The organism is Streptomyces sp. NPDC028314 (assembly GCF_055565795.1).
In genome coordinates, this window is the sequence record NZ_JBVHTP010000008.1 from 105959 (window position 1) to 120753 (window position 14795).

The following is a 14795-nucleotide window of genomic DNA, read 5'->3' on the forward strand; positions in this document are numbered from 1 at the left end:
TAGTGCTGAGGAACCCCTAGGGGATGTCCATCCTTCGGAGTACCCGCCATGAGGGATACCGCCGGAAACACCTCGGTGAGAAGGTGTTCCCCGCAGATGCGTGCACGGTGAAGGAGATTCGATGGGCTTGGGGGAGAGCGCGGACGCACCCCTCGGAGAGGGCCCGGCCGCCGCGGCCGGCGAAGCCTCCGCGACGGGCCTCCCCGACACCGCGCCCCCGCCGCCCGGACGGCCCAGGACCGCCGTCGTCGCCTCCCTGATGCTGACCATGAGCCTCGTCGCCCTCGACGCCGCCATCGTCTCCACCGCCGTCCCCCAGATCGTCGGCGACCTCGGCGGCTTCTCCGTCTTCTCCTGGATCTTCTCCGGCTACGTCCTCGCCACCACCGTCACGCTCCCCGTCTACGGCAAGCTGTCCGACACCTACGGCCGCAAGCCCGTGCTCCTCCTCGGCATAGCCCTCTTCCTGCTCGGCTCCCTGCTGTGCGCGGCCGCCTGGAACATGGCCGCCCTCATCGGCTTCCGGATCCTCCAGGGCCTGGGCGGCGGCGCCCTCCAGGGCACCGTCCAGACCCTCGCCGCCGACCTCTACCCGGGAAAGGAACGCCCCCGCATACAGGCCCGGATGTCCGCGGTCTGGGCCGTGTCCGCACTGGCCGGCCCGGCGGTCGGCGGGGCGATCGCCACGTACGCGGACTGGCGGTGGATCTTCCTCGTGAACCTGCCGCCGGCCGCCGTGGCCCTGTGGTTCATCGCCCGCCACCTCGTCGAGCCCGTACGGTCCCCCGGCCGCCGGGGCCCCGTCGACTGGGCGGGCGCCGTCGGCATCTTCGCCTGCGGCGGGCTGCTGCTCTTCGCCCTCGTACAGGGCGGAGTCGCCTTGCCGTGGCTCTCCCCGCCCTCGCTGGGCCTGTTCGGCGCGAGCGCCGCCCTGGCCGCGGTGGTGGTCCGGGTGGAACGCCGGGCCGCCGAACCGATCCTGCCCGGCTGGGTCTGGCGCCGGCGCACCATCGCGGCCGTCAACCTCGCCATGGGCGCCCTCGGCCTGCTCATCGTCGCCCCGCAGGTGTTCATGCCGACCTACGCCCAGACCGTGCTCGGCCTCGGGGCCGTCGGCGCCGGGCTGCTCACCTCCGCGATGACCCTGACCTGGCCCGTCACCGCCGCCTTCTCGCAGCACGTCTACCGGCGCATCGGCCACCGCAACAGCGCCGCCGTCGGGGTGGGGCTGGCCGCCGTGATGCTGCTCGCCTTCACGCTGCTCCCCTACCCCGGCTCGGTGTGGCAGCCCGCGCTGATCATGCTGCTGCTGGGCGGGGCGCTCGGGCTGTTCCAGCTCCCGCTGATCGTCGGGGTCCAGTCCACGGTGGGCTGGGCGGAACGGGGCACCACGACGGCCTCGGTGCTCTTCTCCCGGCAGGTCGGCCAGAGCGTGGGAGCGGCATTGATGGGGGCCGTCGCCAACGCCACCATCGCCGCCCGGCTGGCGGACGCTCCCATGGCCGGGCTGCCGGACCACCTGGACGACGTATCGAAGGCCCTCGACCGGCCCGGGCTGCTCCCGCAGGCCGCCGCCGACTACCTGCGGGAGGCCGTGGACGCCGCGGTGGACCACATCTTCCTCGGCGCGACCGCGGCGGCGGTGGCCGCGCTGCTGGTGCTGCTGGTCATGGCGCCGCGGAAGTTCCCGGTGCTGCCGGAGCAGGAGTAGCGGCGGCCGGGCGGCCGGGACGGGGCCTGGTTGTCATGACCGGGGCGAGCGGGTTATGTCTCTACCCACTGACGCCGCCCCGGGGGAACACGATGACTTCCGCACTCTTCGCACTGCTCTTACTGGCGGCCCTGGCCGGCCCCGTCGCCCTGCGGCTCGCCCGCCACCCGGGCTTCGTCACCGGCCGCGACGGCCGCCTGTCCACGTCCATCACCCTGGCACTGGCCTGGACGGTGATCCTCGTCTGGCTGCTGCTCACCATCCTCGCGTACGGACTGACGGCGGGCGGCGGAGCCGGCTGGTTCCAGGGCGAGCACGGCCCGCTGTCCCCGCTCACGACGGTGTACCTGCCGCTGCTCGGCGGCCCGTACGTGGCGCTCATCGCGGCGAAGACCGTCGTCGGGATCCGGGTCGAGAACGGCAGCATGGCCAAACCCGCCCCGAAGCGGACCGCCACGGGCCGGCGGCCGCTGCGGGAACTGATCGCGAACGACGGCGGCCGCACCGACCTGGTGGACCTCCAGTACGTCGCCCTGAACGCGATCACGATGCTCTACGTCGTGCTCTTCTTCCTGTCGGACGTGGGCGCCGGCCTCCCCCACCTCCCGACGGAGATCTGGGCCCTGACGGGGGCCCCGGCGGGGGCGTACCTGGTGAACAAGCTCGCCACCCGGGCCAACCCGGTGATCACCGACGTCACCGTCGCGGACGGCACCCTCACGATCTCGGGCGGCGGCTTCGACGGGGCCCGCGTGACGGTGGACGACACGGTGGTCCCCTCGACGCTGGACCCGACGACGGGCACCCTGACGGCCCCCCTCCCGCCGACCGCCCCGCCGGCGTTCACGGTGGTGGTGACGTCACGGGGCCTCCGCAGCGACCCCTACCCTGGCCGGGTTTCCGACGAGTCCCGGGGCGTCCCCGCACCCCCGGACCGGTCGCCCGGCCCGGTGCCGTGCCCTGGCCGGGTCGTGTGACGGGGTCCGGGGTGCCCCTGCCCTGGCCGGGCGGTTTCCGGGGTTCGGGGTGTCCCCGGTACCCCGGGCCTGTGCCCTGGCCGGGCGGGTGGCGGGGTTCGGGGTGTCCCCGGTGCCCCGGGCCTGTTTGCAGCTCGGCTGCCGTTGCCCTGGCCGGGCGGGTGGCGGGGTTCGGGCTGTCCCGTGCCGGGCCGGGTCGGTTTGCAGCTCGGCTGCTGCGTGTCGCCTCAAGCGCCGGCGGGGCTGGGGTGGTGGGTCGGTGCCGTGTCCGGGGTGGGGTGTCGTCCGGGGCGGGCATGATTTATGGCGCCCGTTCCGGACCTTGAAGTTCGGGCCTCTCTGCGCCACAAATCACGTTTTAGCCCCGGTCGACACCCCACCCCGGACCCGTCACCGACCCCGGTGGTCGGATAACTGTCCCCCTACCGTGGGGGTTGGGCTTCGTGGGCGGGGGCGGTGTCGGGGTGGGGTGTTGTCCGGGGCTAAAACGTGATTTGTTGGCGCCCTGTACCGCCCGGCCACTGGGGACTCGGCTGGGGCGCCATAAATCATGCCCGCCCCGGACCACACCCCACCCCGGCGGCGCCCCCGGCACCCCGCCCAGACCGCAGCCAAACCCAGCCCCGCCGGCGCCACCGGCACCCCGCCCAGGCCGCAGCCAAACCCAGCCCCGCCGGCGCTTGAGGCGCCCGGGCGCAGCCCGGGGCCGGAAGCGACGGCGCCGCAGGCGACCAGCTCAACCGCCCGGCCAGGGCAACGGCAGCCGAGCTGCAAACCTGATCCCGCCCCGCAGGGGGGCAACCCGAACCCCACCCCCGCCCGGCCAGGGCAACGGCAGCCCGGACCCCGTCAAACGACCCGGCCAGGGCCCCGGCGACGGGCGTAGTGCCGCGCCACCCGCGCCCGGTTGCCGCATACGCCGGCCACGCACCACCGCCTGCGCGGGTGCACCGGGAGGAACAGCAGCACGCAGCCCGCCCCCTCGCACTCCCGCACCTCCCCCACCCGCGGCCCGGTCAGCAGCTGCGCCACCGCCTCGGCCAGCTCCGCCGCCAGGCGCCCGGCGCCCGGGCGGTGCGGTGCGGACGTCAGGCCCGACTCGGGGGTCCAGGACAGCTCGTGGTGCGCGGGGGCGCCCGCCATGGCGGAGTTCAGCACCCGCAGCGCGGCGGACGGCGGCCGCTCACCACCCCGCACGGCGGCCAGCGCGACGCCCGCCGCCTCCCGTACCGCCCGCACGGCAGCCACCTCGGCCTCCCCCACCTCCCCGACGACCGGCCCCAGCCGCCCGGACTGCTCCGCGAGCCAGGCCGCCAGGCCCGCCGGGTCGGCGATGAGGTCCCCCTCGGCAGGGCGGGTGTTCAGCAGGTCGAGGGCCAGGGGCTCGCCGATGAGCGGAAAGTTCACTGTCACAGACCTAATGCTACCCAACCCCCTTGACCCATTACCAATCCTGATCAAGACTAATGCCACCAAGACCCCAGGAGGCATGTGATGACCGCCCACCGCATCCAGCACCGGACCGTCGACGTGGACGGCGTCACCGTCGCCTACCGCGAGAGCGGCCCCGCCGACGCCCCCGTGTTGCTGCTCCTGCACGGCTTCCCGACCTCCTCCCACCAGTTCGCCCGCCTGATGGACGCCCTCGGCGGCACTCCGTACCGGCTCATCGCCCCCGACTACCCCGGCTTCGGGCGGACCGAGACCCCCCAGGGGTTCACGTACTCCTTCGACCGGCTCGCGGACATCGTGGAGGGCTTCACCGACGCCCTCGGGCTGGACCGCTTCGCGCTGTACGTCTTCGACTTCGGCGCCCCCGTCGGGCTGCGGCTGGCCACGCGCCGGCCGGAGCGGGTGACGGGCCTGATCGTGCAGAACGGCAACGCGTACGAGGAGGGACTGTCGGACGCGGCCCGGGAGTTCGCGGGGCTGCGGCGCGACGTGCCGGGCGACGAGGAACGCGTCCGGGGGCTCTTCGGCCTGGAGGGGACCCGCTTCCAGTACGAGACCGGGGTCGCGGACACCAGCCTGATCTCGCCGGACAGCTGGACCCTGGACGTCCACTACCTCGGCCTGCCGGGGCGCGCCGACGCCCAGGCCGACCTGGCCTTCGACTACGCCTCGAACTTCGCCCACTACCCGGACTGGCAGGCGTGGCTGCGGTCGGCGGGAGTACCGGTGCTGGTCGTCTGGGGCGCGGGCGACCCCTTCTTCACCCCGGCCGGCGCCAAGGCCTACCTGCGGGACGCCCCGGCCGCCGAGGTACACGTCTTCGAGGGCGCGGGCCACTTCGCCCTGGAAACCCACCTCCCCGAAATCACCCCCCTGATCACCACCTTCCTCTCCAAGCTCCCCTGACCGACCAGGTGTCATTCCCCCCACCGCAGGGGCTGGGCTGCGCAGCCGGGGGCGGGGACGGGGTGGGGTGTCGTCCGGAGCTAAAACGTGATTTGTTGGCGCCCCGCCCGCCCAGCGACTGGGGACCCGGATCGGGCGCCATAAATCATGCCCGCCCCGGACCACACCCCACCCCGGCGCCGCCCCCGGCACCCCGCCCAACCCGCAGCCAAACCCAGCCCCGCCGGCGCCACCGGCACCCCGCCCAACCCGCAGCCAAACCCAGCCCCGCCGGCGCTTGAGGCGCCCGGGCGCAGCCCGGGGCCGGAAGCAACGGCGCCGCAGGCGACCAACTCAACCGCCCGGCCAGGGCAACGGCCGGCGCTTGAGGCGCCCCGCAGCAGCCGAGCTGCAATCGGGCCCGGCCCCGCAGGGGCAGCCCGACCCCCGCCCGGCCAGGGCAGGGGCAACCCGAACCCCGTCCCCCGCCCGGCCAGGGCACCGGCAGCCGAGCCGCAAACAAAACCCCGCCCCGCAGGGGGCAACCGAACCCCGACCAACGGCCCGGCCAGGGCAACGGCAGGGGCCACGGGGACACCCCGACCCCGTCAAACGCCCGGCCAGGGCACCGGTCAGCCCTCCGCCGCCGCCCGCCCCGTCAGCGCCGCCAGGCTCGACCTGACGTGGCTCATGTGCGCCCGCATCTCCTCCTGCGCCTCCGCGTGCTCCCGCAGGACCCGGTCCGTCTCCCGGCCCGTCCGTTCCTCCTGCACCCGTGCCGCCGCGATCAGCTCCGCCGCCCGCGCCTCCGCGTCCTCCTGCCCGTGCCGCGCCGACTCCTCGGCCTCGGCGAAGGCCCGCCGCGCCTCCGCCAGCCGGCCGTCGGCGTGGCGTTCCAGTTCGGCGTGCCGCGCCTCCAGTTCCGCCTCCCGCGCCGCCAGGTCGCGTTCGGCCGCCTCCCAGCGCTCCGCCTGCTCCTGCTCGCGGTCGGCCAGCAGCGTCTCCGCCCGGCGGCGCGTCTCGACCAGGGCCGCCTGCGCCTCGGCCCGCCAGCCCGCCGCGTCGTCGCGGGCCTCCGTCCGGCAGTCGTCCGCCTCCCGCTGGGCCCGCAACAGGCCCTGCCGCGCCCGGACCTCGGTCTGCTCGCGCACCGCCTCCGCGTCCTGCCTGGCCAGTTCGGCGACCCGGTCGGCGTGGGCCTCGGCCGCGCCCTGGGTCGTGGAGGCGTCCACCCGCGCGTCCGTCCGCAGCGAGTCCGCCTCCTCCTCCGCGAGCAGCAGGATCCGCCGGGCGCGCTCGCTCAGCTCGTCGTACGTCTGCGGGGCCAGCGCGGCCACCGCCCCGCGCAGCCGCTCCGCCTCCGCCTCCATCTGCTTCGCGAGGACGGTGAGCCGTGCCACCCGTTCCCAGGCCTCGTCCCGGCTGCCCGACAGCCTCGCGAGATACCGGTCGACCTCTTCCATCCGGTAACCGCGACCGCGCACGGTCGCCAAACCCTTGGGTCCGTGAGGTGACATGGGTGCACTCATCCTGGAAGCGCCTCTCTCGCGGGGATTCCTGTCAAGGATGCGTTATTTGCGAGCAGAAGCCGGAATGGCCGGGCCGGTACCCCGTTCGAGGGTTCCGGCCCGGCCATTCACACCGACCTGTGGGGTCAGAGAAGTCCGTCCCACATCTGTTCCAGCAGCACCGACCACCAGCTCTCCGGCGAGGCAAGTGCCGCGCTGTCGAGCCCTGCCAGATTCGTCTGGAAATCGACGGTCCAGCGGCCGGCCTGCTCCGGCGTCAGATGCTGGCGCAGCCGCCACATGTGACCCAGCATCGCCAGCGACCGCACGAACTGCGGCAGGCTGGAGTTCACGAACTGCGGGGGCACCGGTGCCCCGCCCGGCCCGGCCTCCACCGGGACCGCCACTATGTGCGCCGTCCCGTACTGCACGCAGAGCGCCTTGCCGAAGTCGCTGCCCACGACGAGGTACGAGCCCGCGTCGGACGCCGGCTGCACCTGCCGCTGCGCGGCCATCTCGGCCAGCGTCGGAACCGGCTGACCGGGCACGGCCTGCGCCCAGAAGAACGGCCCGAAGTCCACCGGCAGACCCGACCACATCAGGGTCTGCGCCACGATCTCCGGCACGCCCTGACGGGACACCGCCCGCTGGTCGAAGCGGAACACGCCCTGCGGGCCGAACGCCCCCGCCAGCTCCTGCGCGATCGCGTCCAGCGGGATCGCCGGCTGCAGCGGGACCTGCGGAAGCGGCGCCCGGACCGGAGCGGGGCGCGCCGGGCCGTCCGCGACCTGGTGGAGTTCGCTCTGGTGGGTGATGAGGTGGCGCATGCCCTGCTGACGGCTGCCGTGGTCGGTGCCGTACGGGGCCACGCTCGTGATCCGGACCTGCGGCCAGGTCTCCCGGATCATCCGCGCGCAGTAGCCGCCGGGCAGCTCACAGGACGCCAGCTCGGTGTGCAGCTCCAGCACCTGCTGCGGCGCCACGTTCATGGCGCGCAGCTCGTGCAGGATCTGCCACTCGGGGTGCGGGGTACCGGGCGCCGAGCGGCGGATCAGCTGCTGCTCGGAGCCGTCGGCCGCGCGGTAGCGCAGTACGGCCTGGTAGCCGGGGCCGACCGTGGGCGCGCCGGACTGGGCCGGGGGCGGAGCCATGTGCTGCGGCGCCGGACCGGGAGGCCCGGGCGGCTGGGGTACGCCGGGACCCGCGAGCATCGTCGCGGCGTGGTGCGCCCCGCCACCGGGAGGCCCGGGAGGGGTCGGCGCGCCGGGGGGCCCGGGCGGCTGGACCATCGCGGGGCCGGCCAGCATCGTCGCGGCGTGGTCGAGCCCACCACCGGGCGCACCCGGAGCACCGGGAGGCCCGGGAGGCGTCGGCGCACCAGGCACACCCGGAGCACCAGGCGCACCCGGCGGACCGGGCGGCTGCGGCACACCGGGACCCGCCAGCATCGTCGCGGCGTGATGCGCACCGCCACCGGGAGCCGCAGGAGCACCGGGAGCCCCCGGCGGACCGGGGGGCGTCGGCGCACCGGGCGCACCCGGAGGCCTGGGCGGCTGCACCATCGCGGGGCCGGCCAGCATCGTCGCGGCATGGTCGAGCCCACCACCGGGCGCACCCGGAGCACCGGGAGGCCCGGGAGGCGTCGGCGCACCGGGCGGACCGGGCGGCGTGGGCGCACCAGGCACACCCGGCGGACCGGGCGGCTGCGGCACACCCGGACCCGCGAGCATCGTCGCCGCATGGTCGAGCCCGCCACCGGGCGCACCCGGAGCACCGGGAGGCCCGGGCGGCGTCGGCGCACCGGGCGGCCCCGGCGGGGTCGCCGGCGCACCGGGCCGCGAGACCTGGGCCTTGCTCGTCGGCGCGTCGGCGATGTTGCCCGCGTCCGCGCCCTGACCTGCGGGGCCCTGCCCGGGACCCTGCGGCTGCCCGGGCCCCTGGCCCTGCCCGGGCTCGTGCCCCAGCACCGGCGCGACGGTGGTCCTCGGCAGCTGGCTGCCGCCCGCCATCAGCGTGGTCTTCGCCTCCGGGGCCACCCCGGACGGCGTCGAGGAGGCCTCCTCCAGGTCGGAGCCGGAGAGCGGCGGCGCGAACACCGTCGCGGGCAGCGGTACGGAACCCTCGTCCGCACCGGAGTTCACATCGGTCCCGGCCCAGGGCGTGGCCCCGGACGGAACCCTGTCGTTGGCGGTCGGCTCGTACGGCACCTCGCCCCCGCGCCGCAACGGCACGGCGTCGGCCGGAGCATCGGCCGGAGCCGGCGCCGGAGCGGCGGGCGCCGGAGCCTGAGCGGCAGGCGCCGGAGCGGCAGGCGCCGAACCCCCGGGAATCCCCGCCCGGTCCGCGGCCGCCTGGAGCCACCCGGGCGGACTGAGCATGAACGACGTCTGCTCCGAGTCGATCCGCGGCGGCGGAACCGAGGCCTCGGCAGCCGCCGGCGCGGCCGCGGCCCCGTACTCCTCCTCGTACCGCCGGATCACCTCGCCCACCGGCAGCCCCGGCCACAGCGTCACCTCGCCGCTGTCCCGCGCGATGACGAGCCGCTGCCGTCCGCCACCGGACACCGGACCGGCCGCGCGGTCCTCCGCCCACACCACGAAGCCGAGCCCGAACTCCCGTACCCGCACCTCACGGTGCTGGTACGCGGGCACGTCCCCGTTGATCCATTCCTCGGCGCGCTCCTGCGCCTGCGCAAACGTCACCATCGCGCCGTCACCCCTCCACCGGAGCGGAACCCGCCACGGGAACCGAGCGTGCGAATCCGCCGTCCACCATCAGACCGGCCACCGTCTCCAGCTCCGGCGGGTTACCCGCCAAGCGCTCAAGAAAGGCGTCGAAATCGGCACCGCACGGCAGCAACAGCCGCTCCACGCGCTCCTGCACCGACCAGCCGTCCCGGTCGCGTGCGTCGTCGTACGGGGAGAACCACACGGAGCCGATCCCCTCACCCTTCACCTTCACCGCGAGCAGCCCGCCCTGTACGAAGGCCACGCACAGGTAGTCCTTCGTCAGGTGGTCCCGCAGACACTTGTTGACGTAGACGAGGTCGTTGACCGCCGCCTCCTCGCGCACCGTGAAGAACGGCTGGTCCACCAGCAGCCCCAGCTCCACGTCCAGCCCGGCGCCCACCGGCGCGCAGCCGCCCGCGGCCTTGAGGAACGAGCGGTACGCCTCCGGCAGCCGGTAGCCGAGGTCCTCCTCGACGCCCTGCACCTGCTGCTCGGACACCGACACCACGGTCTTGGGCAGCCCCATGTGCGCGGGGCGCAGCTCCTGGAGCGGCCGCGTACCGCGCTTGTCGTGGTCCACGGGTGCGGTCGCCAGACCGGCGTGGTGCCGCAACAGCGCCTTGACCTCGACGGGGACCAGCTCCATCCGGCGCGAGCCGGCCACGTGGTGCCAGGTCCAGCCGTGCGGGGTCGCCACCGCGCCGACGGTGTCCCACAGCTCGTGCCCGGCGGCCCGCATCGCCGCGTTGGCGGAGACGTAGTCCGTCAGGCGCAGCTCGTCCACGCCGAAGCCCTCCGGGGGCTCGGCGATCTCGACCGCAGCGCGCGCGTACCGCGAGAAATCGGGATGCCCCTCGCCGCTCATCCGCACTCCGTGGGGATGCCGAGCGGCCCGGACGGGGTCCGGGAAGTGCACGACCTGCCCCGAGTACGCGGCGTTGGGTGGCGCGGCCTGCTGCCCGAGCCGACCTGTCGTCATGGCGGTAGCCCCCTGCTGGATCTGGCTGGTTCACCACAGCCTATGTGCTCCGGCAAGGGCCTCACCCGCGGGCGGAGCGGCCCGCCCGCCGCGCACCCGCGCGGTGGCCGGGAAGATCCGAATTGATACGAATATTCGACCCCGCTTCCACACGACAGGGCACATTTGACAGGCTGTCCCCGCAGCACGGGGGCGTGCGCGACAGCGGCCACCACCGCCGCCACGGGAGGGAAGGCGCGACCATGCAGAACACCGCAACACGCACAGACCGTACGGAACCGACGGAAAACGGCCCGGCCGGCGACCCCCGCCTGCGCTGGAGCAGCACCGAGGGCCGGGCCGTCCCCGTGCTCCGCTTCCGCCGGGACGGCATCCTCCCCACCGTCGCCGCAGCCCTGTCCGTACGCGGCGAAACCCTCACCGGCACCGCGGGCAAGGCCGACCAGCCGCCCGTGCTGCACCCGCTCGTCCAGGACTTCCTCGACACCCTCACCAGCGGCCAGCGGGAACGCTTCACCGGCCGATGTCCCGAAGCGATACTCCTCTCCCGCCACCTCACCGGGGTCGAGGGCTCCCGCAGCAAGCGCGCCTCCCGCAAGCCCCTCACGCCCAGCGAGGCCCGCCGCTCCCTCAAGCACGCCAGGATCACCGCCCGGCGCATCCGCGAGGACGGCGACCCGCTGCACGGCAGCTACGCACCCCCCTGCCGCTCCTGCGACGCCCTCCTCGTCCACTTCGGCGTACGTTCCGTCGACCTCACCCACTCCGAGTAGCCGCCATGAGCACCCCCTCCTCCGCCTCCTACGACCGCTCCTCGGCCACCCGCTTCCCCGGCCCCGTCGACTCGGCGCTGCGCACCGCGGGCTGGGAGCCCGGCCGCTGGGACATCAAGCAGGCCGAATACTGGGCCGACGCGCTCCGCGACCACGTCACGCCCGGCGGACACCGCCACACCGTCTTCCCGGCCGCCGTCGAGGCCTGGGCCGAGTTCGGCGGGCTCACCGTCACCGGCCCCGGGCCGGGCCGGCAGATAGCGCCCACCCCGGTCCGCCTGGACCCGCTGACGGGCCTTCACCTGGCCCGCACCTTCGCGGACCTCGGCCGCGCCCTGTCCACCGAGCTCAGCCCGCTCGGCGTCGACGCGGACGGCGACTCGCACCTGGCCATCGACCGCCAGGGCCGCGTCTACGGCATCGACCACACCGGCGACTGGTACCTCGGCGGGAGCCTCGACGAAGCCCTCACGCTGCTCCTGACCGGCCTCCAGCCGGCCCGCCTCACCACCGGCTGACCGGCTCCGGAAGCCGCTCCCGGCTTCCGGAGACCGCCGCACCCGGGCCGACCGACCGCAAGAGCCCCGCCGGGCCGCGGCCGCGTACCCCTATCCCCGCGCGCCCGGCAGCACCGCCGACACCCGGAAGCCGCCCTCGTCCGTCGGCCCCGACACGAACACGCCGCCGAGCCCGAGCACCCGCTCCCGCATCCCCACGAGCCCGTTCCCCCCGCTCGGCAGCCGGTGCTCCGCGGAGTTCCCGTCGCACGGCCCGTTCTCCACCTGCATCGCCACCTCCCCCTCCCGGTGGGCCAGCCGTACGACGACCCGCGCGCCCGGCGCGTGCTTGTGGCAGTTGGTCAGCGCCTCCTGCACCACCCGGTACGCCGTCTGCTCCACCTCCGCCGGATACCCGGCCCGCTCGCCCCGCACGTCCAGCTCCACGGCCATCCCCGCCGCCCGGGACTGCCCGACCAGCACCTCCAGCTCGGCCAGCGAGGGCCCGTCCTCGAAGCTCCCGACGAGCGCCACCGCCCGTACGGCGGAAGGGGCCGAGGAAGGGGCCGCGGAAGGGGAGGCGGCCGGCTTCGGCGCCTCGGCGCGCAGCACGCCGAGCATCTCCCGCAGCTCGGTCAGCGCCTGCCGGCCCATGTCCCCGACCAACGCGGCGTTGCGCACGGCCTTGCCCGGGTCCTTCACCGCGACCGCCTCCAGCGCCGCCGCGTGCACCACCATCAGCGACACCCGGTGGGCCACCACGTCGTGCATCTCGCGCGCGATCCGCGTCCGCTCCTCCGTACGGGCCCACTCGGCCCGCTCCTCCGCCCGGTCGGCCAGCAGCGTCAGCTCCCGCTCCAGCGAGTCCGCCCGCTCCTGAAGGCTCTCCATCAGCCTGCGCCGCGCTCCGATGTACAGGCCGAGGAGCACCGGCGGCACGGTCAGGGCCACCGCGACGAACACGGACAGCACGACCACGAGCGTCCCGTCGGCCTCGATGTCCCCCCGGGTGCGCAGGTACATCACGATGAAGGTGCCGGCCAGCGACATCGAGGTCAGCGTGGCCGTGATCCGTCGGGGCACGTCGGAGGAGGCCAGCGTGTACAGCCCCACCACCCCGAGCAGGAACCCCACCGCGGCCGGGGTCACGGCGATCCCCACCAGCACCACGGCGATCGGCCAGCGCCGCCGCAGCACGAGCACGGCCCCCACCACGGCCCCGAACAGCACCCCGAGCACCACGGGCAGCCCGGCCTCGCGGGCGGAGGGCACCCCCTCGAAGGCGCACTCGACGGCGGACACCACGCCGAGCCCCACGTCCAGCGCGGCACTGCGCCGCTTCTCCCACCACCAGGGTCCGTCCCGCCCGGTCCCGCCCCGCTCTTCCCCCGTACTGGTCATGCCGTCCAGCGTACGCAGCGGCTCTGGCGCGGGGGCGGGCCCCGACGGACCGGCCGGTCGATGGTCCGGGTGTCCGCCGGTTGCGCCTTGTACCGTCGCATCGAGGGCACTTGGTGCGGCATAGTAGGTGCCGTCGACCGGATCACCGGGACTTGATGTCCGGTTTGGTCGCAAATTATCCCCCGTAGTGTAATTGGCAGCACAGTGGCTTTTGGTGCCATTAGGTTCGGGTTCGAGTCCTGACGGGGGAGCCACACCACCAGGGTCTCGACCGTCAAGGTCGGGACCCGGCTTCGTTTCCGGGGGCGGCGCCCCCGCTATCCTTCACGGGTCCACCCCCGAAGCCGAAGGGCCCACCCGTGAGCGCAACCCGCCCGGCAGCCGTCGTCGTACTCGCAGCGGGTGAAGGCACCCGCATGAAGTCGGCCACTCCCAAGGTTCTGCACGAGATCTGCGGGCGCTCGCTCGTCGGTCACGTCGTCGCCGCCTCCCGCGAGCTGGACCCCGCGCACCTCGTGGTCGTCGTCGGCCACGCGCGCGAGCAGGTGACCGCGCATCTCGCCGGGATCGACGCGGACGTCCGCACCGCCGTCCAGTACGAGCAGAACGGCACCGGGCACGCCGTCCGGATGGCCCTCGAAGAGCTCGGCGGCGAGGTCACCGGGACCGTGGTCGTCGTCTGCGGCGACACCCCGCTGCTGACCGGCGAGACCCTCGGCCGGCTGACCGCCGCGCACGAGGCCGACGGCAACGCCGTCACCGTGCTCACCGCCGAGGTGCCGGACTCCACCGGCTACGGCCGCATCGTCCGCGACGCGGACACCGGCGCCGTCACCGCGATCGTCGAGCACAAGGACGCCACCGAGGCGCAGCGCGCGATCCGTGAGATCAACTCCGGGGTCTTCGCCTTCGACGGGGCCCTGCTGAGCGACGCGCTCGGCAAGGTCCGTACGGACAACAGCCAGGGCGAGGAGTACCTCACCGACGTCCTCGGCATCCTGCGCGAGGCCGGCCACCGCGTCGGCGCGGCCGCGGGCGCGGACCACCGCCAGATCCTCGGGATCAACAACCGCGTACAGCTCGCGGAGGCGCGGGCGCTGCTGAACGCGCGGCTGCTGGAGCGCGCGATGCTCGCCGGGGTGACGGTGGTCGACCCGGCCAGCACGCTGGTCGACGTGACGGTCACCTTCGGGCAGGACGCGGTCGTCCACCCGGGCACGCAGCTCCTGGGCGACACGCACATCGGGCAGGAGGCGGAGGTCGGCCCCAACACCCGGCTCAAGGACACGCAGGTCGGCCCGCGGGCGCGGGTGGACAACACGGTGGCGGACACGGCCGTGATCGGCGAGTCGGCGTCGGTGGGCCCGTTCGCGTACCTGCGTCCGGGGACGAACCTGGGCCTGAAGGCCAAGGCCGGTACGTACGTGGAGATGAAGAACGCGACGATCGGCGAGGGCACGAAGGTGCCGCACCTTTCGTACGTGGGTGACGCGACGATCGGCGAGTACACGAACATCGGCGCGGCGAGCGTGTTCGTGAACTACGACGGTGAGCACAAGCACCACACGACGATCGGCTCACACTGCAAGACGGGCTCGGACAACATGTTTGTGGCGCCCGTCACGATCGGGGACGGCGCGTACACCGCGGCGGGCTCGGTGATCACCAAGGACGTGCCTCCCGGCGCGCTGGCCGTGGCCCGTGGCCAGCAGCGGAATATCGAGGGCTGGGTGGCCCGCAAGCGTCCGGGAAGCGCCTCGGCGACGGCGGCGCAGTCGGTGGTCCAGGAGGACTCCGACCGCCGTTGAGGTGAACTGACCGGAAACAGGTACGCCCGGGACGGCGTACCGTGATAGGTGCACGCAATTCGGCTGGCTCACCGT

General features: G+C 74.3%; 11 protein-coding genes and 1 tRNA gene. 7 read left to right on the forward strand and 5 right to left on the reverse strand.

Annotation, left to right across the window (positions count from 1 at the left end; genetic code table 11):
- Positions 1-121: 121 nt before the first annotated feature.
- Positions 122-1711: an MFS transporter gene (locus ACZ4TG_RS19555; protein ID WP_468164339.1), complete on the forward strand. Its 1590-nt coding sequence runs from the start codon at positions 122-124 to the stop codon at positions 1709-1711.
- A 92-nt stretch (positions 1712-1803) separates the two neighbouring features.
- Entirely contained in the window at positions 1804-2688 is an 885-nt protein-coding gene (locus tag ACZ4TG_RS19560; protein WP_468164341.1) for a hypothetical protein, read from the forward strand.
- 849 nt (positions 2689-3537) lie between these two features.
- Here ACZ4TG_RS19560 and ACZ4TG_RS19565 read toward each other — a convergent pair.
- Positions 3538-4101: a CGNR zinc finger domain-containing protein gene (locus ACZ4TG_RS19565; protein WP_468164343.1), complete on the reverse strand. Its 564-nt coding sequence runs from the start codon at positions 4099-4101 to the stop codon at positions 3538-3540.
- An 81-nt stretch (positions 4102-4182) separates the two neighbouring features.
- Between ACZ4TG_RS19565 and ACZ4TG_RS19570 the strand changes: the two genes are divergently transcribed.
- Complete coding sequence (locus ACZ4TG_RS19570) at positions 4183-5046, forward strand: alpha/beta fold hydrolase (RefSeq protein WP_468164345.1); 864 nt, start codon at positions 4183-4185, stop codon at positions 5044-5046.
- A gap of 611 nt (positions 5047-5657) precedes the next feature.
- Here the strand turns inward: ACZ4TG_RS19570 and ACZ4TG_RS19575 are convergent.
- The 3 genes from ACZ4TG_RS19575 to ACZ4TG_RS19585 form a co-directional block, all read right to left on the reverse strand.
- Complete coding sequence (locus ACZ4TG_RS19575) at positions 5658-6554, reverse strand: cellulose-binding protein (protein WP_468164347.1); 897 nt, start codon at positions 6552-6554, stop codon at positions 5658-5660.
- Positions 6555-6679: 125 nt separating this feature from the next.
- Complete coding sequence (locus ACZ4TG_RS19580) at positions 6680-9238, reverse strand: SUKH-4 family immunity protein (RefSeq protein ID WP_468164349.1); 2559 nt, start codon at positions 9236-9238, stop codon at positions 6680-6682.
- Positions 9239-9245: 7 nt separating this feature from the next.
- Positions 9246-10241, reverse strand: a complete 996-nt coding sequence (locus tag ACZ4TG_RS19585) for an SMI1/KNR4 family protein (RefSeq protein WP_468164351.1) — start codon at positions 10239-10241, stop codon at positions 9246-9248.
- 242 nt (positions 10242-10483) lie between these two features.
- Here ACZ4TG_RS19585 and ACZ4TG_RS19590 point away from each other — a divergent pair, with 242 nt between their 5' ends.
- A complete protein-coding gene (locus ACZ4TG_RS19590) occupies positions 10484-11014 on the forward strand; it encodes a YwqJ-related putative deaminase (protein WP_468164353.1) in 531 nt (176 codons plus the stop codon).
- A gap of 5 nt (positions 11015-11019) precedes the next feature.
- Complete coding sequence (locus ACZ4TG_RS19595; protein WP_468164355.1) at positions 11020-11532, forward strand: SUKH-3 domain-containing protein; 513 nt, start codon at positions 11020-11022, stop codon at positions 11530-11532.
- A gap of 90 nt (positions 11533-11622) precedes the next feature.
- Here the strand turns inward: ACZ4TG_RS19595 and ACZ4TG_RS19600 are convergent, their stop codons facing one another.
- A complete protein-coding gene (locus tag ACZ4TG_RS19600; RefSeq protein WP_468164357.1) occupies positions 11623-12912 on the reverse strand; it encodes a sensor histidine kinase in 1290 nt (429 codons plus the stop codon).
- A gap of 178 nt (positions 12913-13090) precedes the next feature.
- On the opposite strand from ACZ4TG_RS19600, the gene ACZ4TG_RS19605 reads away from it, so the two are divergent.
- Together ACZ4TG_RS19605 and glmU are read left to right on the forward strand one after the other, a co-directional pair.
- Positions 13091-13166, forward strand: a tRNA-Gln gene (locus tag ACZ4TG_RS19605).
- 105 nt (positions 13167-13271) lie between these two features.
- Complete coding sequence (gene glmU / locus ACZ4TG_RS19610; protein ID WP_468164360.1) at positions 13272-14720, forward strand: bifunctional UDP-N-acetylglucosamine diphosphorylase/glucosamine-1-phosphate N-acetyltransferase GlmU; 1449 nt, start codon at positions 13272-13274, stop codon at positions 14718-14720.
- Positions 14721-14795: the final 75 nt, after the last annotated feature.

What these genes read in the sequence shown, in the direction of transcription:
- ACZ4TG_RS19575 (WP_468164347.1), bottom strand. Translation starts at nt 6,554, where the DNA reads ATGAGTGCACCCATGTCACCTCACGGACCCAAGGGTTTGGCGACCGTG.
- ACZ4TG_RS19560 (WP_468164341.1), top strand. Translation starts at nt 1,804, where the DNA reads ATGACTTCCGCACTCTTCGCACTGCTCTTACTGGCGGCCCTGGCCGGC.
- ACZ4TG_RS19600 (WP_468164357.1), bottom strand. Translation starts at nt 12,912, where the DNA reads ATGACCAGTACGGGGGAAGAGCGGGGCGGGACCGGGCGGGACGGACCC.
- ACZ4TG_RS19580 (WP_468164349.1), bottom strand. Translation starts at nt 9,238, where the DNA reads ATGGTGACGTTTGCGCAGGCGCAGGAGCGCGCCGAGGAATGGATCAAC.
- ACZ4TG_RS19595 (WP_468164355.1), top strand. Translation starts at nt 11,020, where the DNA reads ATGAGCACCCCCTCCTCCGCCTCCTACGACCGCTCCTCGGCCACCCGC.
- ACZ4TG_RS19555 (WP_468164339.1), top strand. Translation starts at nt 122, where the DNA reads ATGGGCTTGGGGGAGAGCGCGGACGCACCCCTCGGAGAGGGCCCGGCC.
- ACZ4TG_RS19590 (WP_468164353.1), top strand. Translation starts at nt 10,484, where the DNA reads ATGCAGAACACCGCAACACGCACAGACCGTACGGAACCGACGGAAAAC.
- ACZ4TG_RS19585 (WP_468164351.1), bottom strand. Translation starts at nt 10,241, where the DNA reads ATGACGACAGGTCGGCTCGGGCAGCAGGCCGCGCCACCCAACGCCGCG.
- ACZ4TG_RS19570 (WP_468164345.1), top strand. Translation starts at nt 4,183, where the DNA reads ATGACCGCCCACCGCATCCAGCACCGGACCGTCGACGTGGACGGCGTC.